Below are 24,266 nucleotides of genomic sequence, written 5' to 3' on the forward strand. Positions count from 1 at the left end.
CTTCCGCTGTCTGCCGTCAGCGCCATGGGAAGCCCCGGAAGGTTGCCGCCGGGGAACCGACCTCTCCACAGGTTGCCTACATAAATATACCTAATCAATCTATTTAATTTGCATATTGGCCGTACGGGACTAACCTCAGCCAGATCCGCACCCGAAGGACATGGTTATGAGGACACATCGCTGGTTGGCCGCATTCGGCGTCGCCGCCCTGGCGGCCGGAGGTTTCGCAGCCGCGCGCGCGCAGGCCGGGGAGCCGCTCAAGGGGGGCACGCTGATCTATCTGGAGCAGCAGGCGCACACCAATCTCTACCCGCCGGCGGGCGGCTTCTATCCCAATGGCGGCGTGCTGAACCAGATCACCGACAAGCTCACCTACCAGAATCCCAGGACGCTCGAGATCGAGCCCTGGATCGCGGAATCCTGGACGGTGAATGCGGACGCCACGGAATATACCTTCAAGATCCGGCCCGGCGTGACCTTCTCCGACGGCACCCCCCTCGACGCCGCCGCGGTGGCCAGGAATTTCGATGCCTTCGGCCTCGGCAACAAGGCGCTGAAGCAGCCGGTCTCCGAGGTGGTCAACAATTACGAGCGCAGCGAGGTCATCGACCCGCTGACGGTGAAGTTCTACTTCAGCAAGCCTTCGCCCGGCTTCCTGCAGGGCACCTCGGTGATCGGCTCGGGCCTCGTGTCGCCCAAGGTGCTGGACCTGCCCTTCGATCAGCTCGGCGACGCCACCAGGATCATCGGCTCCGGCCCGTTCGTGGTGGTGAGCGAGCGGCTCGGCAAGGAGCTGAACCTGAAGGCCCGCCCCGACTACAATTGGGGCCCGGCCAAGCTGCCCCACCAGGGCCGCGCCCATCTCGACGGCATCAAGTTCGTCATCACCGGGGAGGACAGCGTGCGCATCGGCGCGCTGCTCGCCGGCCAGGCGGACTTCATTCGCCAGGTGCAGGCCTATGATGAGCCCCAGGTGGAGGCCAAGGGTTTCGCGATCTATGCGCCGAGCACCCGCGGGCAGAACAATTCCATCGTCTTCCGCCCCGACAACCCGCTGGTGGCGGACGTGAGGGTGCGCAAGGCGCTCTCGCTCGCCACCAACCGGAAGGAGATCCTCTCCACGCTCTATTCCCGGAACTATCCGGCGGCGACCTCCATCATCGCCCACGATGCCATCGGCTATGTGGACCAGTCGGACAAGCTGGGCTTCGACCTGGACAAGGCGAAAGCCCTGCTGGACGAGGCGGGCTACACGCCCGGACCGGACGGCATCCGCGAGAAGGACGGCAGGCGCCTGGAGCTGACCGCCTACGAATCCCTGCCCCAGCCGCAGAACAAGGCCATGCTCCAGCTGGTGGCCCAGCAATGGGCCAAGGTGGGGGTGAAGCTCAACGTGCTCGCCGGCGATTCCGGCAGTCGCGCTCTCGACGACCTCGATCCGCAGAAGACGCCCGTGACGCCCGCCATGGTGGGGCGCGCCGACCCGGACGTGATCAAGAGCCAGTATTACCCGAAGAACCGCGACGTGCTGCGCCAGAAGGGCGGCGGCAGCGCCAAGGTGCAGTCCTTCGTGGACGACAGGCTCAACGCCCTGCTTGACGCCATCGCCTCCGAGCCCGATCGCGAGAAGCGCCTGAAGCTGGTGGGCGAGGCCCAGGCCTATGTTCTCGATCAGGCCTACGCCATCCCGATCTTCGAGGAGCCGCAGGCATTCGCTGGCGCCCCTTATGTGAAGGGCGTCGCCTTCGAGGCGGTCGGGCGGCCGAGCTTCTACGACGTGTGGCTGGAGAAGAAATAGGGCGCGGGCGCCGCGGTCCCCCGGATCGCGGCGCCGGACCGGCGAGTGGAGGGGAGAAACCCCGTGGCAAGATACGTTCTGTCGCGCATCGCCCAGGCGGTGCTGGTGCTGTGGGCCGCCTTCACGCTGTCCTTCGTGCTGCTCCAGGCCATGCCGGGCGACGCGGTGCTCATCAAGTTCCTCAATCCCGAATACGGCCTCAGCCCGGCGCAGATCGCCGAGATCCGCAGCTCCTACGCCGCCGATGTGCCCCTCGTGGCGCAATACCTGAACACGGTGCAGAACGTCTTCCGGGGACAGCTCGGCTACTCGCTCCAGGCGGGCGTCCCGGTCTCGGCGCTGCTGGCCGCCAACCTGCCGGCGACGCTCACCCTCGCCAGCCTGGGCTTCCTCGCGGCGGCGGGGCTCGCGGTTCTGGTGGCAGTCGTGTCCTCGTTCGCGCCCTTCGCGGTCCTGCGCAATCTGGTGCAGGCGGCGCCGTCGCTGTTCGTGTCCATTCCCGCCTTCTGGCTCGGCATCATGCTGATCCAGATTTTCTCCTTCCGGCTGAAGCTGGTGTCGGTGATCGCGCCGGGGCCCTTCGAGAGTCTCGTTCTTCCGGTGATGACGCTGGCGGTGCCCATCTGCGCGCCGCTCGCCCAGATCCTCATCCGCAACATCGAGGAGATCCAGACCCGCCCCTTCGTGGCGGTGGCGCGCGCCAAGGGGGCGTCGCGCGCGCGGGTGCTGTGGCGCCACGTGGCACGCAACGCGGTGCTGCCGGTGGTGACCATCGCCGGCGTCCTGTTCGGCGAGCTTCTGGCCGGTGCGGTGGTGACAGAGACGGTGTTCGGCCTGCCCGGCCTCGGCAGCCTCACCGAACAGGCCGTGAGCAACCAGGACCTTGCGGTGCTCCAGGCCGTGGTGATGGTCTCGGCCACCGCCTTCGTCCTCATCAACCTCGCCGTCGATCTCGCCTATCCCTTCCTCGATCCGCGCCTGCGCGCCGCCAGCGGGGCCAAGCCATGACCAGCATCGAGACGGCCTTCGAGAGCACCTCCGGCGAGCAGGACGCCGGGGCGGCCTTCGCGTTCGCCGATGCCGGCGCCGCCCCCGGGCGCGCCCGCTTCCCCCACCGCCTGCGCCGGGTCGCGCCGGGGCTGGTGCTGGCGTGGCTGGTGCTCGCCCTGGTGGCCCTGTGGGCCGTAGCGCCGGGCCTTTTCACCGCCTACGACCCCCTGACGGGCGTGCCCGGCGGGCAGCTCAGGCCGCCGGGGCCGGACCATCTTCTCGGCACGGATGCCCTCGGCCGCGACCTTTACGCCCGCATCGTCTATGGGGCCGTGCACTCGCTCTCCGGCGCGCTGGCGGCGGTCGCCGTCGGCCTCGTCACCGGCACGGCGCTGGGTCTCGTCGCAGGCTCCGTGGGCGGTTGGGTGGACGATGCGGTGATGCGGCTCGTGGACGTACTCCTGTCCATCCCGACGCTGCTCCTGTCCCTCAGCATCATCATTCTCCTGGGCTTCGGCACGCTCAACGCGGCGATCGCGGTGGGCATCACCGCCATCGCCAGCTTCGCCCGGCTGATGCGCGCGGAGGTGGTGCGGGTGCGCCGCGCCGAATTCGTGGAGGCGGCCTTCGGGTCCGGCGGCACCTTCCTGGCGGTGCTCCGGCGGCACATCCTGCCGAATTCGCTGACCTCCGTGGTGGCCTTCACCGCGCTCCAGTTCGGCTGGGCCATCCTGCAGATCTCCACCCTCGGCTTCCTCGGCTACGCCGCGCCGCCGCCGACGCCGGAATGGGGCCTGCTGATCGCCGAGGGCCGCAACTACATCGCCACCGCTTGGTGGCTCACGGCGGTGCCCGGCCTAGTGGTGGTCGCGGTGGTGCTCTCGGCCAACCGCATCGGCCGGTCCATCGGAAGGAGCGCGCCATGAGCGCCGCCGCGCCCGCGCCGGTGCTCGAGGTCGCCGGCCTCTGCGTCGCCTATGGCGAGGGCGTGGAGCGCACCCGCGTCGTGCACGACGTGTCGTTCCAGGTCGCCCCCGGCGAGGTGGTGGCGCTGGTGGGAGAGAGCGGGTCTGGCAAGACCACCACCGCCCAGGCCATCATCGGCCTTCTGCCCGGCACCGGGCGGATCGAGGCGGGCAAGGTGCGGCTCGGCGGCGCCGAGATCGCCGGCTGGAGCCAGGGGAGGCTCGACACCGTGCGCGGCGCGGTGGTGAGCCTGGTGCCGCAGGACCCGACCAGTTCGCTCGATCCGGTGATGACCATCGGCGATCAGGTGGCCGAGATCCTGAAGGTGCACGGCCGGGCTTCGGGCCGGGCCGCGCGCGGGCGGGTCGTGGAGCTGCTGCGCCATGTGGGCCTCAGCGAGCCGGAACTGCGCGCGCGGCAGTATCCCCACGAGCTGTCCGGCGGCATGAAGCAGCGCGTGCTCATCGCCATCGCCATCGCGCTGGAGCCGGCGCTGATCATCGCCGACGAGCCCACATCGGCCCTCGACGTGACGGTTCAGCGGCGCATCCTCGACCTCATCGACGAGCTGCGGCGCCTCCACGGCACCGCGGTGCTGCTGGTGACCCACGATCTCGGGGTCGCCGCCGACCGCGCCGACCGGCTCATCGTGATGCAGAACGGCGGCATCCAGGAGCGGGGCGCGACGCGGGCAGTGCTCGCCGCGCCCCAGAGCCCCTATACCCGCAAGCTCCTGTCCGACGCTCCGGCGCTCAAGCCCGCGCGGCCCCGCCGCCCCGTGCCGGCCGACGCCGAAGCGGCGGTGCGGGTGGAGGGGCTGGTCCACGACTTCCACCTGCCGGGGCGCGGGCGCTTCCGCGCCGTGGACGGCGTCTCGTTCGCGGTGGCGCGGGGCACCACCCATGCCATCGTCGGCGAGAGTGGCTCGGGCAAGACCACCACCATCCGCGCCGTGGCCGGCTTCAACCCGCCCTCCGGCGGCCGGATCGAGGTGGAGGGGCGGGCGCTCAAGGGCCTGCGCGGCGAGGCGCTGCGCCAGTTCCGCCGCACCGTGCAGCTCGTCTACCAGAACCCGTTCGGCTCCCTCGACCCGCGCCAGACCATCCGCGCGGTGGTGGAGGAGCCGCTGCTCAACTTCGACCCGCTGTCCAAGGCGGAGCGCGCGACGCGGGTGGAGGCGCTGATCGAGCGCGTCGGCCTGCCGCGCGCCGTGCTCGAGCGCCGGCCGCACGCTTTGTCCGGCGGCCAGCGCCAGCGGGTCGCCATCGCCCGCGCGCTCATCCTGGAGCCGAGCGTGGTGGTGCTGGACGAGGCGGTCTCCGCCCTCGACGTGACGGTCCAGGCGCAGATCCTCGACCTGCTCGACGAGCTGCAGCGCGACCTCGGCCTCACATATCTTTTCGTGTCCCACGATCTGGCGGTGGTGCGGCAGATCGCCGACACCGTGTCCGTGCTCCACAACGGCCGCCAGGTGGATCACGGACGGGTGGAAGACGTCTTCGAGCACCCATCCAGCGACTATACGCGCGAGCTGATCGACGCCATTCCCGGAAAGGCGTTTCCGCGGCCCGCCAGCCCCCTCGCTCCACTTGCGGAAACCACGACATGACACAAACGCCCCGGAAGCGCCTCGGCTTCTTCACCCGCCTGCTCGACGAGGGCGACGCGGGGGAGCGCTACCGTCTCGCCGCCGAGCAGATCGCCCACGCCGAGGCGCTGGGCTACGACAGCGCCTGGATCGCCCAGCATCACTTCCATCCCGACGAAGGCGCCCTGCCGTCGCCGGCCGTGTTCCTCGCCCATGTGGCGGCGCGGACCCGCGCCATCCGTCTCGGCACGGGGGTCATCACCCTGCCCATGGAAAACGCCATCCGGGTCGCCGAGGATACGGCGGTGCTCGACCTTCTGTCGGGCGGCCGGCTGGAGGTGGGCTTCGGCACCGGCGGGACGCGGGAATCCTTCGAGGCCTTTGGCATCGCGAGCGATCGGCGCGGCGAGGCCTACGGCGCCAATCTCAAGATCGTGCGGGATGCCTGGGCCGGGCGTCCGCTGTTCTCCGCCAATACCCTCTATCCCCCCGCGCCGGGCCTGCTGGACCGCACCTGGCTCGCCACCTTCTCCCCCCTCGGCGCCCGGCTCGCGGGGGAAAGCGGCGACGGGCTGATGCTCTCGCGCACCCAGCCCCGGCCGGCGGAGGCGCCGAACGCCACGCTTTGGGACATCCAGAACCCCATCATCGACGCCTATCTCGCCGCGCTGCCCTCCGGGCGGGCGCCGCGCATCCTCGGCTCGCGCAGCCTGTTCGTGGCGGAGGATCGCGACACGGCGCTGCGCCTTGCCGAAGCGGGGCTCTCCCGGGCGGCGCAGCGCTTCGCCGCCGCCGGCCACCGTTTCCCGAGCAACGGGGTGCACGACCTCATCCGCACCCTCGACAGCCACGTGGGGACGCCGGACGACGTGATCGCCTCCCTGAAGGCCGACACCGCCCTCGCGCGGGCCACCGACATCGTCTTCCAGGTGCATTCCATCGATCCGCCGCATCGCGACATCCTGCGGTCCATGACCCTGACCGCGGAACATGTGGCGCCCGCCCTCGGCTGGACCCGCGCCGATGACGGCCATCTCGCCGCCGCCCAATAGGCCGCGGGACCAGGACGGAACCTGAGAACCATGACCCAGCAGCACCCCGACATCATCGACACCCTCGCGGGCATCCGCCCCGGCGATGCCCGCGACGCCCTGCGCGCCCGCCGGCCCGTGACGCGGGACGAAGCCCAGAAGAGCCACCTCGCGCTGTTCGTGCCGGCATCCACCGCCGACGTGAGCCTCGCCGAGCGCCATGCCGTGGCGGTGTTCGTCGCCACGCTCCATAACGCGACGGACCTTGCCGCCCTCCATGCCGGCCATCTTCGGGACGCTTCCGGAGGCGCCGCGCTTCTCCCGGCGGTGCAGCGCGCGGCGGAGGCCGGGGCGGCGCGCGGCCCCTATGGCCGCTATCCGGCCGGGCCGCTTTCCGCGGAGGACCAGCCGGGGCCGGAGCTCGTGCTTTCCGCCGATGTGGCGGCCGCGCTCGGCCCGCGTCTCGCGGCGGCGCTCGCCCATGCACATCTGCTCGTCTTCCATCCCCGCGACGCGCGGCCCGGGCACCTCGGCCGGCTCCTCGCCGCCGGCTGGAGCACCACCGGTGTGGTGACGCTGTCCCAGCTCGTCTCCTTCCTCGCCTTCCAGATCCGCGTCGCCGCCGGCCTCAAGGTGCTGGCGGAGGCTTGACGGGAGTTCCGACCCATGACCGAACGCGTGATCGAGCCGGCGGTGGAAAACCCGCCCCACGTCTTCACCCAGGCCCATATCGGCTGGACGCCCTGGCTGGAGCCGCTGCCCGAGGCCGACCTCACGGACCGCCACCACACGGCGCTGGTGGATCCGTCGCGGGCGAAGTCGCCCTATTTCATGCTGCTGGCGCGCGACCCCGACATCCTTGAGGCGCGCACCCGCACCGACAAGGACATTTTCTACAATACTAAGGACGGCCTGCCCCGTGCCGACCGGGAACTCGCGGCCACCGCGGTTTCCCGCACCAATGGCTGCATCTTCTGCGCGTCGGTGCATTCGCGTTTCGCCGCGCAGTTCTCCAAGCAGCCGGACGCGGTGCAGCGACTCCTCGACATCGGCCTCGCAGCACCCCTCGATCCGCGCTGGGCGGCCATCGCCGCAGCCTCCGCGGTGCTCACGGCAACGCCGCCGGCTTTCACCTCGGCCCATGTGGCGCAACTGCGGGAGGCGGGGTTCGACGATGCCGAAATATCCGACATCATCCACGCTGCCGCCTTCTTCAACTGGGCCAACCGGCTGATGCTCTCCCTGGGCGAGCCGACCCCGGCCCCGTGATGCAGCCCTGGTCCTTGCGCGGTGCTGGTTCCGTTTCGATCATGCGCTGCGCCGGGCTTAACGGAATGCCCGAGAATGGAAATCTCGGGCATTTGCGTTGAGTGTCCGGGAATTCCGCTCATCTACAGAAATTCAAGACGGCATTTTCGATTTTGAATGATCGTCTGGCCTACGCGTGACCTATAATATTCGCTCATTTTCTCACATCTGAACGCCGTCAGCGGGAAGCATCACTTTCCCGGCCCGGCAGAAGTGTCGCTTCATTCTCCATCTCCTTCTCCAGCGCTTCCTGCCGTGCGGCGTGGGAGGCATGGCGGCCGGCCAGGAAGCTCACGATGATGAGCTGGAGGAAGTGGTAGATCATGATCGGCGTGATGATGAGGGACATCTGCGGCAGGGCGGCGAACATCACGGTGGCCATGGGCAGGCCCGTGGCCAGGGATTTCTTGGAGCCACAGAAGGTCACCGCCACCGTATCCGCCCGGTCAAATCCGCTCACGCGGCAGACCAGCAGCATGAGCAGATACACCACCGCGAACAGCAGGGCCGAGCCGACCGCGATTTCCACCAGAAGCGTGGGGCTGCGGTTGCTCCACAGGCCCGCAGCCACGCTGTCGCAGAAGGCGTTGTAGACAATGGCGAGGATCACCGCGCGGTCCGCGATCTTGACGATGGCGCGGTGCTTTTCCACGACCTTCAGCAGCGGGGGCCGTAGCAACTGCCCAATCACCAGCGGCACGATGACGATGATCACCAGCTTGAGAATGACATCTCCCAGCGCCAGGCCTTCACCTGTCGCGTGGAGATACCAGGCCATGAGCAGCGGGGTGACGAAGACGCCGATGAGGCTGGACACGGAGGCATTGAAGATGGCCACCGGCACATTGCCGCGCGCCAGCGAGGTCATGGCCACCGAGGATGAGACGGTGGAGGGCAGGGCGGCGAGGAAGAAGAACCCCGTCGTCACATCTTCGGGAAAGATGCTGCGCAGCAGAGGCATCGCGAGCATCACCACGAGCGGAAACACCACGAAGGTGGCGAGCTGCACCAGCAGATGCAGCTTCCAGCGGGTCGCGCTTTGAATGAGCTTCTTCGTGGGCAGGGAGATGCCGTAGAGGAAGAAGACGATGGCGATGCCCCAGTTGGCGGCCTTGTCGGCATGGAGCGGACCGCCCGTCACGCCCGGAGCCGGCCATAGCAGCGCCAGCACCACGACGATGACGAGGGACAATAGAAACGGATCGATCTTGTAGCGCGCCAGCATGATGCTCAAAACAAATGGCAGAGAAACCAGCCGGGCCTGCGCCCTTCAGGACCGTGTTTCTCTGGCTTGGGCCATGCAGCCTGACGGCTGCCTGAGATGACGGGCCGAGACCGGTCCGTGGGGTTCTGCTGATGGCCTGGCTGGCGCTGCGCCGAAGCGTATGCGTCATGCCTGCCATGTCCGGTCATTCTTCAATGAAGCCTGGTTCTTCTATGGTGCTTCGGTATGTTTCGAAGTGGGTTCTGCTTCATCTAAGGCTGACTCCATTGGGTGGCGTGCGGCATCACCATGCTGCGACGCTGCCGTCACTGCGCGGATCTTCTCCGCCCTCGATCCAGCCTTCCGGGTGCAGCACCAGCGCGCCGGCATGGCCCATGCGCTCGTCGAACGCCGCGACCACTTCCACCGGGTGGCCCAGGGCGCGCAGGGTTTCGATGGTCTCTTCCGGGTAGCGCGCTTCGAGCTTCAGGCTGGTGCTGGCCTCGGCCCATGTGCGCCCCAGAAGCCAGCGCGGGGCTGCCACCGCGGCGCGGATATCGTGCCCGCCCCAGATGTAACGGGAGAACACGGCGGCCTGGGTCTGTGGCTGGCCTTCCCCGCCCATGGTGCCATAGACGAGCAGCCGCCCATCCTTCAGCCGGGCCATGGCCGGGTTCAGCGTATGGAAAGGCTTGCGCCCCGGTGCGAGCGTGCGCAGCCGGCCCGGAGCCAGATCGAAGGCGCAGCCGCGGTTCTGCCAGACGATGCCGGTGCGCGGCAGCACCACCCCGGAGCCGAATTCGAAATAGATGCTCTGGATCATGCTCACCGCGCGCCCGTCGCGGTCGATCACGCCCATCCACGTGGTGTCGCCGTCGGAAACCGGAGCCGGCCAGGGGCTGGCCCGTTGCGGCGAAATGGCGGCGGCGCAGGCGGCGATCGTCGCCTCGTCCAGCAGGCGGGCGGGGTCCATCTCCATCAGGGCGGGATCGCCGACATGACGGTCGCGCAGCAGGAAGGCCTGCTTGGTGGCTTCCACCAGCGCATGGATGCCGGCGGCCGTGTCGGGCGTCCATCCCGGCTGGCGGATGCGATCGTAAATGGACAGGATGAGCAGGGACGCGAGGCCCTGCGTGGGCGGCGGCATGTTGAAGATCCGCCCGGCGCTGATCTCCCGTTCCAATGCCGGCTTCAGCGCGGCGCGGTGTGCGTTCAGGTCTGCCAGCGTGACGGGGCTGCCCACCGCGTCCAGATCCGCGCCGATGCTGCGCGCGAGGTCTCCGGTGTAGAAATCCTGCGCGCCGGCGCGGGCAAGCTGCTCCAGCGTGTCGGCAAGGACGGGCAAATGGTGGCGCGTGCCATAGGCCGGCACGTCCCCATGGGGCAGGAAGGCTTCGGCAAAGCCCGGCTGCGGCTCCAGCTCCGCCCGCTTGGCCCGCGTATTGGCTTCCTGGCTGCGGGTGACGGGAAAGCCGGCACGGGCATAATGGATGGCGCTTTCCAGCAGGCGGGAGAAGGGCAGCCTGCCGCCCCAGGCGCTGCGGCTGTGTTCATAGGCCCGCCCCCAGCCGGAGATGGTGCCGGCCACCGTGCAGGCCGCCAGCGGGCCGCGCCAGGGAATGGCGCTGTGCCCCTCATAGAGCGCGGGCGTGGCATGTGCGCCTGCCGCCCCGCAGGCATCGACGGCCTGCATGGGCGCGCCGGGTGCGTGCAGCAGCCAGAAACCGTCGCCGCCGATGCCGGTCATGTGCGGATAGACCACCGCCAGAGTCGCCGCCACCGCGATGGTGGCTTCGATGGCGTTGCCCCCCGCGCGCAGAATGTCGAGGCCGGCCTGTGACGCGAGAGCATGGGGCGCGACAACGGCCCCGCTGGTGCCGAGGATCGGGTTCATCTGGTTTCTTTAAGCCCAGGCATGTTCAAACGAAGTGGATGTGAGTTCGCGCAGGGAAAATCCTGCCGCTCAGCATGTGGAGGCTTCTCTCTTTTTGAATGGAGCGGGGCAGAGACTGGGCGTCACCATGCGGTGGCGCTCAGCTTTCCCGGCACCGGCGCGGTCCAGGCAGCAGTTGTGAGGGTGGCCGCATTGCGGGCGGCCAGAAGGTGGGCGCGCATCTCGCGATAGGCCGTGCTGCCATCATGCTTCAGGATGGCATCGATGATGGCGCAATGCTCCTCGAAGGAGGCCCCCATGCGCTCGAGATTGCGGAATTGCGACCGGCGGAACGGCGCCACGCGATTGTGCAGGCTGGTGATCTGCTCAATCAATATGCTGTTGTGGCAGCCCCGCAGAATGCTGTTGTGGAAGGCGCGGTTGGCCTCGTCATACTGGTCGATGTCGCCGGCGTGAAGGGCCGCCCGGTTGGCATCATGAATGGCGGCCAGTTCCTGCAGCTCATCCGCGCTCATGCGTACGGCGGCATGGCGCGCGCATGCGGCCTCCAGCTCGCCGATCGCCTCGAAGGCCATGTCGAGCTGGCTGATGGAGAGGCTGGTGACGATGGACCCGCGATTGGGGCGCGTTTCCACAAGCCCCATGCTGGAGAGCTTTTTCAGGGCCTCGCGAATGGGCGTGCGCGAGACCTGGTAGCGCTCCGCCAGCGAGACTTCATCGAGCCGCGTGCCGGGTTCGAGCTGCCCGACGACGATCTCATCGGCGATGCGCTGGCTCACCTCGTCGGCAAGGTTGCCGCGGTTGCGGGCGGGCTTGGAACGCAGCTCGCTCATGGTGTTGCCTCCGTCTCAAGCGCCTGCGCCATCGGCCAGCAGCTCACGGTGCCCTGTGTCGTCCGGGTGCGTGGCGGCACCTGGCTGCGGCAGCGATCATCCGCCAGGGCGCAGCGCGGGGCGAAGGAACAGCCGGCGGGCAGGCGGGCCAGATCCGGCGGGGAACCGGGAATGGCGGCCAGCGGCTTGCCGCGATCCTCCGGGCCGACTGTGGCCGCCAGCAGGCCCTGCGTGTAGGGGTGGCGGGGCGCGCGCACGATCTCGCGCACGGGCCCTTCCTCCACGATGCGCCCGGCATACATGACGGCGACGCGGTCCGCGACCTCCACTGCTGCGGCGATGTCGTGGGTGACGAAGATCATCGACATGCCGGTTTCCCGCTGCAACTGTCGCAGCAGCAGAAGCACCTGGATCTGCACGGTGGCATCGAGCGCGGTGGTGGGTTCATCCGCCAGCAGCAGTTGCGGGCGGCAGGAAAGGGCGAGCGCGATCATGGCGCGCTGGCGCATGCCGCCGGAAAGCTCGTGCGGATAGGCATCAAGACGCTGGCGGGCCTGGGGAATCTGCACATGCTCCAGCATCTCCAGAGCGCGCGCGCGCGCAGCTTCGGCGGAGACCTTCTCATGAGCCTGCACCGCCTCGCTGATCTGCCGGCCGATGGTGTAGACCGGATCGAACGCGAGTCCCGGCTCCTGAAAGATCATGGAGACCTTGCCGCCGCGATACTGCTCCAGCGCCCTTCCGCGCAGGGCCAGCACATCATCGCCATCCATGGTGATGCGGCCATTGATGCGGGTGCGCTTTTCCGGGTGCAGGCGCAGCAGGGTGCGCAGGGTCACGCTCTTGCCGGAGCCGGATTCGCCCAGCAGGCACAGCACTTCGCCCTTGCTCAGCTCGATATTCACGCTGTTGAGGGCGCTGGCGGTGCGCGCGCCCTCGAAGCGCACGGTGAGATCCTGAATGGACAGCAGGGGCGCGTTCATGCGGACAGTCTCCCCGAGGCGGCGCTGTGGCCGGAGGCGGGATCATTCATGTGGCAGGCGGCGCGGTGCTCGCCGTCATTTCCCACCTGCATCAAGGCCGGTGCGCGGGCGGCGCACACCTCCTCCGCAAAGGCGCAGCGGTCGCGGAAGCGGCAGCCGCTGGGCGGATTGATGGGGTTGGGTGGATCGCCGCTCAGGGGCGGCGCCTCCGTGCGGTGATCCGGATCCATGGAGGGCACCGCGGAGAGCAGGGCGCGCGTATAGGGATGCGCGGCGTGGCTGTAGATGCGCTCCACCGGGCCCGATTCCACCACCTGCCCCAGATACATCACCATCACCAGATCGGAGATGTAATGCACCACGTGCAGGTCGTGGGAGATGAACAGATAGGTGAGGTTGCGCTCGGCCTTCAGCTCCTGCAGCAGGTTCAGCACCTGCGCCTGAACGGACTTGTCGAGCGCGGCGACGGATTCATCCAGGATGACGAGGCGCGGGTCGAAGGCCAGGGCGCGGGCGATATTGATCCGCTGGCGCTGGCCGCCGGAAAGCTCATGCGGGTAGCGGTTCGCGAACTGGCCGGGCTCCATGCCGGTGCGGGCCAGCAGGTCCCGCGCCAGCTTCATGGCCTGCGCCGCCCCCATGCCATGCACGCGCGGCCCGAAGGCGATGGTCTCGGCAATGGTCAGGCGCGGGTTGAGCGAGGCGAAGGAATCCTGGAACACCATCTGCAGGCTGCGCCGGAATTCCTTGTGGCTGATCTTGCGAAAGTCCGCCAGCGTTTCGCCATCGAAGATCATCTCGCCGGAGTCGGCCTTCATGAGATGGGCGATGAGGCGCGCGGTGGTGGACTTGCCGCAGCCGGATTCCCCCACGATGCCGAGGGTCTTGCCCTTGGGGACGGAGAAGCTGACGCCGTCTACGGCATGCACCACCCGCTTCTCGCGGGAGAGGAAGCTGCCGCGCACGGGGAAGTGCTTGGTGAGCCCTTCCACAATGAGCAGGGGCTGGGCCGGTCCGCCGCGATCCTCGTTCGCGAACGCGGGCTGCGGCTGCGCGGCCACCGGCGGCTGGGGAGTGTGAGGCTGCATCATCATGCCCGGATGTCCATGGCGGAGCGCACGCTGTCGGCCAGCAGGTTGAAGGCGATGGAGGTGGCGAAGATGAACAGGCCGGGCAGGGCGGCAACCCAGGGGTTGCTGTAGATGGCCGAGCGCAGCGTGTTCAGCATCAGCCCCCATTCGGGCTCCGGCGGCTTCACGCCAAGGCCGAGGAAGGACAGGCCCGAGGCCAGGATCATGCTCACCGAGAGCAGGCCGGTGGTGTAGACGAACACCGGCCCCAGCACATTGCCCAGCACATGCACGCGGATGATGGTGAGGGCCCCCGCGCCGCTCATGCGCGCGGCCTCGATGTAATCGAGCTTGCGCACCTGGGTGGTGGCGCTTTCCGCCACGCGCACGACCTGGGGCACGAACACCAGCGTGAGCGCGATCAGGCAGTTGCTCATGCCCGAGCCGAGCGCACCGGAAATCGCCACCGCCAGCAGCACGGAGGGGAAGGCGTAGAAGACATCCAGCGAGCGCATGATGAGCATGTTGACCCGCCCGCCCGCATAGCCCGCGAACACGCCGATGAGCGAGCCGAAGACGAAGGCGGCCAGCACCGGCACCACTCCCATCAGCAGCGAGAGGCGCCCGCCGTGCATGAGGCGGGTGAGCATGTCGCGTCCCAACTCATCGGTGCCGAGCAGGTGCCCCGTGGTGCCGATGGGCTGGAGACGGCGGATCATGGAGCCCTTGTAGGGATCTGCCGGCGAGATCCACGGAGCGAGAAGCGCGGCGCCGATGATGAGCACCAGCACGGCGCCGCTGATCCAGGCCATGCGGTCGCGCTTCAGGCGCTGCCACACCATGGCCCAGTAGCTGCGGCTGGGCGGTGCCGCCTCGACGGGTGGGACCGGGGCGGCGACGGGAAGTTGGGTCAGGGCGGTCATGTCAGGCTCTCCCCATGCGGGGATCGATCAGGGGCTGCAGGATGTCCACCAGCAGGTTGAGGACCACGAAGAACATGCACAGCACCAGGATGGTGCCCTGCAGCAGGGGAATATCGCGCTGGAAGATCGCGGCATTCAGCAGGAAGCCCGTGCCGGGCCACGCAAAGACGGTTTCCACCAGAATGGAGCCGCCCATCAGGTAGCCCACCTGCAGGCCCGCCACCGCCAGCACCGTCGGCGCGGTGTTCTTGATGATGTGGAGGAAGATGCGCCGCCCGGAGAGGCCGCGGGCGCGCAGCGCCGTTACGAATTCCTGCTGGAGCATGTCGGAAACCAGCGCCCGGACCGTGCGGGTGATGATGCCCATGGGAATGACCGCAAGGGTGAGCGCCGGTAGCACCAGATAGCGGATGTGCTCCCAGTCGAATTGCCAGGAGGCGGACCCGCCGGGGCCCGCGCCCATGGCCGGGAAGATGGGCAGCCAGATGGACAGGCAGATGGTGAGTACCAGCCCGAGCCAGTAGTGGGGAATGGACACGCCGATCACGGAAGACCCGGTTGCCATGCGATCGATCCAGCCGCCGTGATAATAGCCGGCGATGGCCCCGAGGATGCAGCCGCTGACCACGCCGATGAGCGCTGCCACGCCCGCCAGCAGCAGGGTGTTGGCCACCGCCTTCATCACTTCCGCCACCACCGGCCGGCCGGAGGCGATGGAGGTGCCGAGGTCTCCCTGCACGGCGTGCAGCAGCCACAGCGCATATTGGACGACCACCGGTCGATCGAGCCCATAGCTTTCACGCAGGGCGTTGATGACCTCCTCGGGCGCATCTGCCGGCGCGATGGCGTTGAGCGGGTCGCCCGGCGCCAGATACACCAGCATGAAGGAAATGACCGTCACGCCAAGAGCAATGGGAATAGAATACAGAATGCGTTTCAGCACATAGAGCAGCATGACAGCTTTCCTCATGGGGCCGGCGCGGTGGACGCCGGCCCCGTCTCGGTCACGGGCGGGAGATCACTTCTTGGCCGTTTCCATGCCGATGGTGGTGAGGTCCTGGAACCAGTGCTGGGCCTGGATGAACTGCTTCACCTTGGGCGAAAGCGCATGCGGGTTCACGTCATGCACCACCCAGAGCATCAGGGCGTCGTCGACCATTTGCTGGTGAACGGAGGCCAGCAGCGCATCCTGCTGCTTCGTGTCGAAGGTGGTCTGGATCTTCTCGATGGCCGCATCGACCTTGGGGTTGGAATAGCCGCCCCAGTTCACGCCCTTGGGCGCCACATAACCCGAATAGGCGAAGCGGGTGATGGCGTAGAAGGGGTCTGCCGTGACGTAGCCGAGATTGATGGCCGTGATGTTCTTGCCGGCATTCATCTCGTTCTTGGCACCGGCGCGCCAGTGCAGGTAGAGATTTTCCAGCTCCACCACCTCGAACTCGACATCGATGCCGATTTCCGCGAGGCTCTGCTGGATGAACTCATTCATCGGCAGGGAGAGCATCTGCCCCGTGCCGCCCTGGGCGATGATGACCTTGGCCTTCAGTGGCTTTTCCGGGCTGTATCCGGCTTCCTTCATCAGGGCCTTGGCGGCCGCGGGGTCATACTTGATGTCGAATTCGGGCTTGCCGAACCACGGGCTGGTGACATCCACCTGTCCCTTGGCGGGGGTGGCGAGCCCGCTCAGCAGCGCCACGACGGCGGCGCGGTCGACGGCAAGGTTGGCCGCCTTGCGCACACGGATATCCGCCCAGGGAGAACCCTCCTGCGTGGAGAAGTGGTAGGGCCACACATGGGGGGTGACGTTCTGGACGATGGAGAAGCCGTTGGCCTTCAGCTGGGGCAGCACATCCGGCGGCGGGGTTTCAATGATGTCCACCTGGCCGGTGAGCAGCGCATTGGCGCGGGTCATGGCATCGGGAATGGGCAGCAGCACGATGCGGTCGGTCTTGGCCTTGCGGCTTTCATTCCAGTAGGCGTCGTTCTTCACGAGGTCCGCCCGCTCGCGCGGCACCAGCTTGTCCAGCTTGAAGGGGCCGGTGCCGGAAGGGGTGCTGGCGAACTTGTTCCAGTCGCGGCCCACGGCCTCCCACTGGGCGGGGCTGGAAATGAGGAACCACGGCAGCTGATAGGGGAAGAGCGCGTCCACCGCCTTGGTGGTGATCTCGATCTTGTTGTCGCCGATCTTGCGATAGGAGGCGATGGAGGGAATGCGCGGCACCACCTGCGCGGCCTGCTTGGCATCGAACTGCGGGGACTTGCTGTCGAGAACCTTGTCGAGATTCCAGATCACCGCATCGGCGTTGAAGTCGGAGCCGTCGTGGAACTTCACGCCATCACGCAGGGTGAAGACCCACTTGGTCTGGTCGGCCGGGTTCACCTCCCACGCGGTGGCAAGGCCGGGCACCAGCTTGCCGGGGCGGTCGCCCACATTGGCTTCCCAGGCGATCAGCGGGTCATACAGGGTGTGGCCGGTGAACTGGTAGGCGCCCGCGCCACGGTCCGGCTGGCCGGTGGTGAGGGGAATATCGGCCATTGAGATGCCGTAGCGGGCAACAGTTTCCGCATAGGCGCTGCCACACAGCATCATGGCAACGGGCACGGCTGCCAACCAGCCCGCCACTCGCTTACGTCCACGCATATCGTCCATCTCCACGCAGGTTGCTGCCATGGAGTTTGCATGCAGTGTGCCATTCGCGAGCCGGCAACGGATGTATTTTCGAACCCTCCGGAATAACAGCATCTTCATATGAAAATGTATGGTTTCTGCCCGCGTCCTGGCGTCGGCCATGCGCGAATGGTGCGTGCTTAGTTTGCATGCAATTGTGGTGTTTCATGGCATTTTCCCGATGATATTGGATGCAATCCACGTGGCTGCCCACGGCTGAGAATGGGACGTGCCGTGCGGCCGAGGGGGCCGCCATCGTCCTTGGAGAGAGTTCGGACGTGCTGTCGGAAGGCTGCTGGGGCACGGGGGCCTGAACTGAAGCCCTGCCGCTCGCTGGAAGGCCGTTTCGCGTCAGCGCGCGCCGCGAGGGGAGATGTCGGCTCTGGAGGCGCCATGATAATTTGACATAATATATGTATTTGATTAGACGGCAGCATTCAGAGGTTTCCGCAGCCGGGCATCGCAGGCGGCGCGCGCGGGATGGAAGCTCCAACCGGAATCGCAGGGCGTGATGAGTGCCAATCCCGTGTTCGCCATAGCTTTTGAAGGCTATTCCGGCACAAGCATCGAGACGCTTCTCTCCGCTTCCGAGGCCGCCGAAGCCCGCGGATGGACGATGACCATCATCGGCGGTCCAGGTTGCCCCTACGACCCGATCACGGCATTGGCAGCCATTGCGGCGCGCACCACCCGCATCGGCCTCGCCGCGGTGGTGGACGTGGACCGCACGCCGCCTTACGACTTCGCCCGCTGCCTCGCCTCCCTCGATCACGTATCGAGCGCTCGCGCGGCCTGGAAGCCGACGACACGCGCGCAAGGCGCGGAAGCCGCCGCGCGCATGAATGAATTCATCACCGTCGTTTCCGATCTTTGGGACAGCTGGGACGACGACGCGCAGCTCTATGACAAGGCGCGCGGGCTCTATGTCGACCTTGGCAAGGTGCATCGCCTCGATCATGCCGGCGCTGCCTTCCGCGTCGCCGGTCCCCTTGATATCCCGCGCCCGCCGCAAGGCCGCCCGGTCCTCGTCCGTGAGATGGCGGAGAGCGTTGACCCGGACCTGAGTGTCGCGGACGTCGTTCTGCTGCCCTCCGATACCGGGACGGCGTCGAAGGGCGCGCCGGCACCGGACCGGCCCATCAGGATCGCCGGGGCGCCATCCGGTCAAAGCGAAACGCTCTCGCATCGCTGGTCAGAGACCGGGGTGCCGGACGGCTTCCTCCGACGGGCCGAGGCCACTCCGGCTGGCGTCGCGCTGGCGTCCGAGGGCTTGCCGCTTTCGCAGTCGTCCATCGCCCGTGACAGCCCGCGCGCGGCCCTTGGCCTGAGGCGCCCTTCGGGGCGTTTCGCCTCGGTCGCGTCGGAACGTCGGGTGTAAGCGATGGATCGACGTCGTCTCGCGCTGTTCGTCAATCCGCTGCTCTGCGGCCATCATGAGGCCGCGTGGCGCACGCCCGGCGCGCAGCCCGAGCGCATCCACAGCCCCGATTACTATGCCGAGATCGCCCGCATCGCCGAGAAGGGGCGTTTCGATGCGATGTTCATGGCTGACTTCTTCGCCTTCAACCCGGCGGTGAAATACAGTCCCCGGTGGGAATTGGAGCCGGTGACGCTGTTCGCCGCCATCGCCCGCGCCACCAGCAATCTCGGCTTCATCGCCACCGGCTCGGCCATTTTTGCCGATCCGGTCGAGATCGCCCGGACCTTCGCCACGCTCGACGGCGTCACCGGCGGGCGCGCCGCCTGGAATATCGTGACCTCCGGCGACCTCGCCGCGGCGGCCAACTACGGCTTTGCCGCGCCGATCCCCCACCGTGAGCGTTATCGCCTGGGCGCGGAGGCCACGAGCCGCGTTCTCGCCCTGTGGGACGGCATTGCCGAGGCGCCGGGCGAGGCGCCCGTGCCGCGTCCGGTTCAAGGTCGTCCGGTGCTGGTGCAGGCGGGTTCCTCGCCGGACGGGAGGGATTTCGCCGCCCGCTTCGCCGAAGTGGTGTTCAGCGCCCAATGGGACATGTCCCACGCCCAGGCCTTTCGCCGCGATCTGCGTGCGCGGGCGGTGGCGCACGGTCGCGATCCCAACTCGATACGGATCGTCCTCGGGCTCGCCCCCACGATCGCGGGGACGCAGGCTGAAGCGCGCGCGAAGAAGCAGGCGCTGGACGACCTGATCGTCCCAGCCGCTTCGCTGGCGTGGCTCGACAGCTTCGGCATCGACCTGTCCGCCTTCGATTTCGACGCGCCCCTGCCCCGAAGGCTCGGGGACATCGACCTTTATGAAGGCATCAAGAGCCGGTTTGCGGTCATCAGCGACCTCGCGGACAGCACGGAGCCGCTGACGATCCGCCAGCTTGCAGGCCAATTGGCCGGGAGCCGGGGCCATCTGTCGGTGGTCGGCACCGCGGAACAGGTCGCCGACACCATCGAAGCCTGGTTTACCGCGGAGGCCGTCGACGGGTTCATGATCATGCCCCAGGAGCTGCCCGGAGATTTCTCCGTGTTCGTCGACGAGGTGGTGCCGCTGCTGCGGCGGCGCGGTCTCGTGGACGCCGATTATCGCGGCTCAACCCTCCGGGACAATCTCGGCCTGCCGCTTTCTCTGAGGTCGGCCGGCTTCGACACTTCGGTGCGCGCATGAGCGAGCAGGCAACCAGCGCACCCCGCGCCCGTCCCCTTCCCAGCCGGCCGTTTACGGTGCTCGCCGACGCGGCGGTGCGTGTCGGGCCATTGGTGGTGCTGCTCGTGGTGTGGCAGGCGCTGTGCGACCTCGGGTTCGTGCGGCCCGTGCTGTTGCCGTCTCCCCTGGCCATTGCCCGCACCATGTGGGAAATGGCGCGCAGCGGTGAGCTTGCCGTGCATGTCGCGGTGAGCGGCGCGCGGGTGCTTCAGGGGTTTTCCATCGCCGCCCTCCTCGCGCTTGCGCTGGGCATTCTGATGGGGCTCGCGCGGCCGCTGAACCGCCTCGCCGATCTCATCATCCAGATCCTGAAACCGATCCCGCCCATCGCCTGGATCCCGCTCTCCATCCTGTGGTTCGGGATCGGCGAGGGCGCCAAGGTGTTCATCATCTTCCTCGGCGCCTTCTTCCCCATTCTCGTCAGCACCCTCGATGCCGTCCGCCAGACCGACGCGCGCTATGTGGAGCTGGCACGGGTGCTGGAGGTGCCGCGCCTCAACTTCATCCGCGAGGTCATGATTCCGGGCGCCATGCCGCAGATCATGACCGGGCTGAGGCTGGGCGTGACCATGTCGTGGATGTGCGTGGTGGCAGCGGAGCTGATCGCGGCGTCCAGCGGCATCGGCTTCCTCATCATGGACGGGCGCGTGATGTCGGACGCCAGCGTGGTGCTGGCGGGCATGATCACACTCGGCATCCTCGGCAAGCTGACCGACGACGCGCTGCGCTTCGCCGAGCGGCGGCTGGTGCGCTGGCGCAACAGCTTCAACGGCCTCTAGAGGACAGCCATGGCCACTTCCTCCGTCGCGCGGACCGCCGATCACACGGACCATTCGCTGGTGGTCCGGGGCGTTTCCAAAAGCTACCTGCGGCCGGATGGCGCCGAGGTGCGCGCGCTCGACCACATCGACCTCGTGGTGCCCGACGGCAGCGTCACCTGCATCATCGGCGCCAGCGGGTGCGGCAAGAGCACGCTGCTGCGGATCATCGCCGGGCTGGAGGCGGACTTCAGCGGCGCCGTGCAACTCGGCGGCCGGCCGCTCAAGGGGCCGGGGCTCGACCGCGGCATCGTGTTCCAGGACCATCGCCTGGTGCCGTGGATGACGGTGGAGCGCAACATCGCCTTCGGCCTGCACCGGCTGTCCGCCGCGGACAAGCGCCGCGTCATCGCGGAGAAGCTGCGGCTGGTCGACCTTGAGGGGTTCCGCGATGCCTACCCGCAGCAATTGTCCGGCGGCATGGCGCAGCGGGTCGCCATTGCCCGCGCGCTCGCGCACCAGCCGGAACTCCTGCTGCTGGACGAGCCGTTCGGCGCGCTCGACGCGCTGACCCGCCTGCAGATGCAGGACGAAGTGCTGCGCATCCGCGAAACCGAGCATCTCACCACCGTGCTCATCACCCACGACATCGAGGAAGCCATCTATCTCGGCGACGAGATCGTGGTGCTCTCCAGCCGTCCCGGCCATGTCCGGGCCCGGTTCCAGGTGGACCTGCCGCATCCGCGTGACCGCGGCAGCGCCGAATTCGCCCGCCTGCGGCACGAACTGCATGACCAGTTCTTCCGCCACGGCCACTGACCCTTGCCCGACAGGAACACCATGCCATGCTGAAAATTCTGTCCAGAACCCTCTGTGCCCTTGCGGCCGTGACCGCCCTTTGGGCGTCTTCCGCCGCCGCGGAAACCGTGCGTATCGGCTTCATGCCGTTCGTGCCCTATTCCGCGATCCTGCTCGCGAAGCAGAAGGGCTGGGTGGAAGAAGAATTCGCCAAGGCCGGCTTCAAGGACCTTGAGGTCAAGTGGCACCAGTTCGCCGGCGGCCCGCCGGTGAACGAGGCGTTCGCGTCCGGCGCCATCGACATCGCCGCCCTCGGCGATACGCCCGCTCTCGTCGCCTTCGCCAACGGCATCGATACCCGCCTCGTCGGCCTTGCCTGCAAGGGCGCCAAGGCGGAAGCCCTGCTGGTGCTGAAGGACAGCCCGATCAAGACGGTGCAGGACCTGAAGGGCAAGAAGGTCGCGACCCTGCGCGGCGGCAATGTGCATGAGCTGCTGGTGGCGGTGCTGGGCGAGGCCGGTCTCAAGATCTCCGATGTCGAATTCATCAACCTCGGCCTGCAGGACATGGGCATCGCCCTGACTAAGGGCGACGTCGATGCGGTGCTGGTCTGGGAGCCCCTGCTCACCAAGCTCGACAGCGAGGGCATCTCGCGCACCCTGCGGGATGGGGCGGGCCTGAAGAGCAATCTCAATCCCATCGTCGCCTCGGCCACGTTCGTGGAGAAGCATCCTCAGGTGCTCGAAGCCTATTTGCGGGCGGTGAAGCGCGGCGCGGATTCCCTGCGCTCCGATCCGGCAGCAGGGGCGGAAGTGCTGGCACCGGTGGTCGGCCTGACGCCGGCGCAGGCGCAGCTCGCCTTCGCGCGCTTCGACTGGAACCCGCCGGTGACCAAGGCGGATGAGGCCGAACTCGCCGACTCCGTGAAGTTCCTTCTCGAGAACCGCTTCATTCGCCAGCCGTTCGATGTGGCGAAGTTCGTGGCGGCACCCGCCTCCCGCTGACGCCCGCTCTCCACGCCGGCCCGTCGCCGTCGCCTTGCCGCTTGTCACGGCCATCTCCGGGACAAGCGGCGGCCCGGCGGGCCTGCGGTGAACATCTTCTTCAAGGCGTACCCATGTTTTCTCTCTCAGGCCGCAGGGCGCTCGTTACGGGCGGTGGGCGCGGGCTCGGCTTCGGTATCGTCGAGGGCTTCCTGGCGGCCGGGGCGCAGGTGGCGGTCATCGACCGTCCCGGAAGCCTCGCCGACGTCGATCGCCTGAGCGCGGCGGGCGCCCGCATCGCGTCTGTTGCTGCCGATCTCGCCGACCGGGAGCAGTTGCAGGCGGGCTTCGATGCCGCATTGGCCAGTCTTGGCGGGGAGCTCGACATCCTCGTCAACAATGCCGGAGTCTGGGATGACACGCCGTCCATCACCATGCCGCTTGCGACCTGGGACCGGATCATCGAGGTCAACCTGACGGCGGCGTTCGCCCTCAGCCGCCGCGCGGCGGAAGTGATGCTGCCCCGGGGATGGGGGCGCATCATCAACATCGGTTCCATCCGCAGCCTTCGGGGCGGCATGAATGCGGCAGCCTATGCGGCAAGCAAGGGCGCCATCGCGCTCCTCACCCAGACCCTCTCCAATGAATGGGCGCCCTCGGGTCTGCGCGTGAATGCCATCGCGCCGGGGGCGATGATCACTCCGCTCACGGAGAAGCTGCGCAGCAATCCAGCCGCTGTGGCGGATTTCCTGAAGCGCATCCCCGCCGGCCGCTGGGGGCGGCCGGAGGACGTGGCCGGACTGGCCGTATTCCTCGCAAGTGACGCCGCCGACTATGTGACCGGCGCCATCATTCCCTGTGACGGCGGCTTTCTTGCCGCATGAGGACACCCGTCGCGAACGGCGGATTCACTTAATACCCGGCATCACTCAAAGGAAAAACCATGCTGATTGTCGACGCCCGTGTCCGTCCGCCGATCCGGATGTTCACCGAGAGCAAGCTGTATGAGAAGGATTTTCTCCACGGCTTCCGTCGTCAGGCCGGTTACGGGCATGTTCCACATCCGGATACATCGAGCGTCCAGGTCGTTCTGAGTGAAATGCGCAGCGCGGGCGTTCGGCACGGCATCGTGCCCGCCCGCGCGCCGAACCCGACCCTGGGCGGCGGCGACCCCGCCTCCCTGATCGAGCTGATCGCCGGCAGCGGGGGATACCTGACCGGCCTTGCCGGCGCCGATGCGGGCAGCATCACCGATGCCGGCGCGTTCATCGACGCCGCCGTCAAATCCGGTCTCAAGGGTGTGACCGTCGAAAGCGGCCTGGGGGCCAACCACCATCCGGTCGACCATCCCAGCAATTTCCCCATCTACGAGGCGGCTCAGTCGGCCGGTCTCGTCGCCTACGTCATGGGCGGGGGAAGTTCCGGCCCGGATATCGGCTTCAGCGATCCGACCTACATCGATCGGATCGCGGAGAATTTTCCCCAGCTCAAGATCGTGGCGGTCCACGGCGGCTATCCGCACGTTCAGGAGATCTGCGGCGTCGTCTTCCGGAGAAGCAATGTCTGGGTGCTGCCGGATCTCTACTTCCCCGGCCTTCCCGGCGAGGCAGACTACCTGGCCCTTATCAAGACCTTCGGGCAGGAGCGGGTCCTGTTCGGCACTGCCTATCCGGTGGTGCCGCACGCTGAGCATATCCGGCGTCATCTGGAATTGCCGGTGAGCGATACGGTGAAGGAGCGAGTCCTGGGCAAAAACACTGCCGAACTCTTCGGGCTGGATCTATAGAAAGCAGGATT

22 protein-coding genes are annotated in these 24,266 nt (G+C 67.6%); 14 read left to right on the forward strand and 8 right to left on the reverse strand.

The genetic code is table 11. The features are described from left to right. The first annotated feature begins 166 nt into the window (after positions 1-166). The 7 genes from V5F61_RS15545 (at position 167) to V5F61_RS15575 (ending at position 7,642) form a co-directional block, all read left to right on the forward strand. Entirely contained in the window at positions 167-1,798 is a 1,632-nt protein-coding gene (locus V5F61_RS15545) for a TIGR04028 family ABC transporter substrate-binding protein (RefSeq protein WP_393989629.1), read from the forward strand. 63 nt (positions 1,799-1,861) lie between these two features. Then, positions 1,862-2,806, forward strand: a complete 945-nt coding sequence (locus V5F61_RS15550) for an ABC transporter permease (protein ID WP_393989628.1) — start codon at positions 1,862-1,864, stop codon at positions 2,804-2,806. After that, entirely contained in the window at positions 2,803-3,714 is a 912-nt protein-coding gene (locus V5F61_RS15555; RefSeq protein ID WP_393989627.1) for an ABC transporter permease, read from the forward strand. The genes V5F61_RS15550 and V5F61_RS15555 overlap by 4 nt, the downstream gene beginning before the upstream one ends. Then, positions 3,711-5,363, forward strand: a complete 1,653-nt coding sequence (locus V5F61_RS15560; protein ID WP_393989626.1) for a dipeptide ABC transporter ATP-binding protein — start codon at positions 3,711-3,713, stop codon at positions 5,361-5,363. Before V5F61_RS15555 ends, V5F61_RS15560 begins: the two co-directional genes overlap by 4 nt. Continuing rightward, positions 5,360-6,394, forward strand: a complete 1,035-nt coding sequence (locus tag V5F61_RS15565) for a putative FMN-dependent luciferase-like monooxygenase (protein ID WP_393989625.1) — start codon at positions 5,360-5,362, stop codon at positions 6,392-6,394. The genes V5F61_RS15560 and V5F61_RS15565 overlap by 4 nt, the downstream gene beginning before the upstream one ends. Before the next feature lie 30 nt (positions 6,395-6,424). Further along, positions 6,425-7,024 (forward strand): CMD domain protein, encoded by a 600-nt coding sequence (locus tag V5F61_RS15570; RefSeq protein ID WP_393989624.1) that lies wholly within the window; start codon positions 6,425-6,427, stop codon positions 7,022-7,024. A gap of 15 nt (positions 7,025-7,039) precedes the next feature. Continuing rightward, complete coding sequence (locus V5F61_RS15575) at positions 7,040-7,642, forward strand: alkylhydroperoxidase domain protein (RefSeq protein ID WP_393989623.1); 603 nt, start codon at positions 7,040-7,042, stop codon at positions 7,640-7,642. A gap of 217 nt (positions 7,643-7,859) precedes the next feature. Here the strand turns inward: V5F61_RS15575 and V5F61_RS15580 are convergent, their stop codons facing one another. The 8 genes from V5F61_RS15580 to V5F61_RS15615 form a co-directional block, all read right to left on the reverse strand. Further along, positions 7,860-8,906, reverse strand: a complete 1,047-nt coding sequence (locus tag V5F61_RS15580) for a bile acid:sodium symporter family protein (protein WP_393989622.1) — start codon at positions 8,904-8,906, stop codon at positions 7,860-7,862. Positions 8,907-9,189: 283 nt separating this feature from the next. Next, positions 9,190-10,779 carry a gamma-glutamyltransferase family protein gene (locus V5F61_RS15585; RefSeq protein WP_393989621.1) on the reverse strand — a complete coding sequence of 530 codons (1,590 nt, stop codon included), beginning with the start codon at positions 10,777-10,779 and terminating at the stop codon, positions 9,190-9,192. Positions 10,780-10,901: 122 nt separating this feature from the next. Next, entirely contained in the window at positions 10,902-11,612 is a 711-nt protein-coding gene (locus V5F61_RS15590; protein WP_393989620.1) for a GntR family transcriptional regulator, read from the reverse strand. Continuing rightward, the gene (locus tag V5F61_RS15595) at positions 11,609-12,595 is read right to left on the reverse strand and encodes an ABC transporter ATP-binding protein (RefSeq protein ID WP_393989619.1); all 987 of its coding nucleotides are present in this window, start codon (positions 12,593-12,595) and stop codon (positions 11,609-11,611) included. The genes V5F61_RS15590 and V5F61_RS15595 overlap by 4 nt, the downstream gene beginning before the upstream one ends. Further along, on the reverse strand, positions 12,592-13,683 hold the full coding sequence (locus V5F61_RS15600; RefSeq protein WP_393989690.1) for an ABC transporter ATP-binding protein: 1,092 nt from the start codon (positions 13,681-13,683) through the stop codon (positions 12,592-12,594). Before V5F61_RS15600 ends, V5F61_RS15595 begins: the two co-directional genes overlap by 4 nt. 2 nt (positions 13,684-13,685) lie before the next feature. Then, entirely contained in the window at positions 13,686-14,588 is a 903-nt protein-coding gene (locus V5F61_RS15605) for an ABC transporter permease (protein ID WP_393989618.1), read from the reverse strand. A gap of 1 nt (position 14,589) precedes the next feature. Beyond that, positions 14,590-15,543, reverse strand: coding sequence for an ABC transporter permease (locus tag V5F61_RS15610; protein WP_393989689.1), 954 nt, complete (start codon positions 15,541-15,543; stop codon positions 14,590-14,592). 63 nt (positions 15,544-15,606) lie between these two features. Beyond that, positions 15,607-17,178, reverse strand: a complete 1,572-nt coding sequence (locus V5F61_RS15615) for an ABC transporter substrate-binding protein (RefSeq protein WP_393989688.1) — start codon at positions 17,176-17,178, stop codon at positions 15,607-15,609. Between the two features lie 589 nt (positions 17,179-17,767). On the opposite strand from V5F61_RS15615, the gene V5F61_RS15620 reads away from it, so the two are divergent. From V5F61_RS15620 to V5F61_RS15650, 7 genes are all read left to right on the forward strand, one after another. Then, positions 17,768-18,634 carry an LLM class flavin-dependent oxidoreductase gene (locus V5F61_RS15620; RefSeq protein WP_393989617.1) on the forward strand — a complete coding sequence of 289 codons (867 nt, stop codon included), beginning with the start codon at positions 17,768-17,770 and terminating at the stop codon, positions 18,632-18,634. A 3-nt stretch (positions 18,635-18,637) separates the two neighbouring features. Next, entirely contained in the window at positions 18,638-19,891 is a 1,254-nt protein-coding gene (locus V5F61_RS15625) for an LLM class flavin-dependent oxidoreductase (protein WP_393989616.1), read from the forward strand. Continuing rightward, the gene (locus tag V5F61_RS15630) at positions 19,888-20,709 is read left to right on the forward strand and encodes an ABC transporter permease (protein WP_393989615.1); all 822 of its coding nucleotides are present in this window, start codon (positions 19,888-19,890) and stop codon (positions 20,707-20,709) included. The genes V5F61_RS15625 and V5F61_RS15630 overlap by 4 nt, the downstream gene beginning before the upstream one ends. A gap of 9 nt (positions 20,710-20,718) precedes the next feature. Next, positions 20,719-21,507, forward strand: a complete 789-nt coding sequence (locus V5F61_RS15635) for an ABC transporter ATP-binding protein (RefSeq protein ID WP_393989614.1) — start codon at positions 20,719-20,721, stop codon at positions 21,505-21,507. Positions 21,508-21,533: 26 nt separating this feature from the next. Next, positions 21,534-22,490 (forward strand): aliphatic sulfonate ABC transporter substrate-binding protein, encoded by a 957-nt coding sequence (locus tag V5F61_RS15640; protein ID WP_393989613.1) that lies wholly within the window; start codon positions 21,534-21,536, stop codon positions 22,488-22,490. 113 nt (positions 22,491-22,603) lie between these two features. Next, entirely contained in the window at positions 22,604-23,353 is a 750-nt protein-coding gene (locus V5F61_RS15645) for an SDR family NAD(P)-dependent oxidoreductase (RefSeq protein ID WP_393989612.1), read from the forward strand. 59 nt (positions 23,354-23,412) lie between these two features. Next, entirely contained in the window at positions 23,413-24,255 is an 843-nt protein-coding gene (locus V5F61_RS15650) for an amidohydrolase family protein (protein ID WP_393989611.1), read from the forward strand. The last annotated feature ends 11 nt before the right edge of the window (positions 24,256-24,266 follow it).

The organism is Xanthobacter sediminis (assembly GCF_043195015.1).
In the GTDB taxonomy this organism is placed as follows: domain Bacteria; phylum Pseudomonadota; class Alphaproteobacteria; order Rhizobiales; family Xanthobacteraceae; genus Xanthobacter.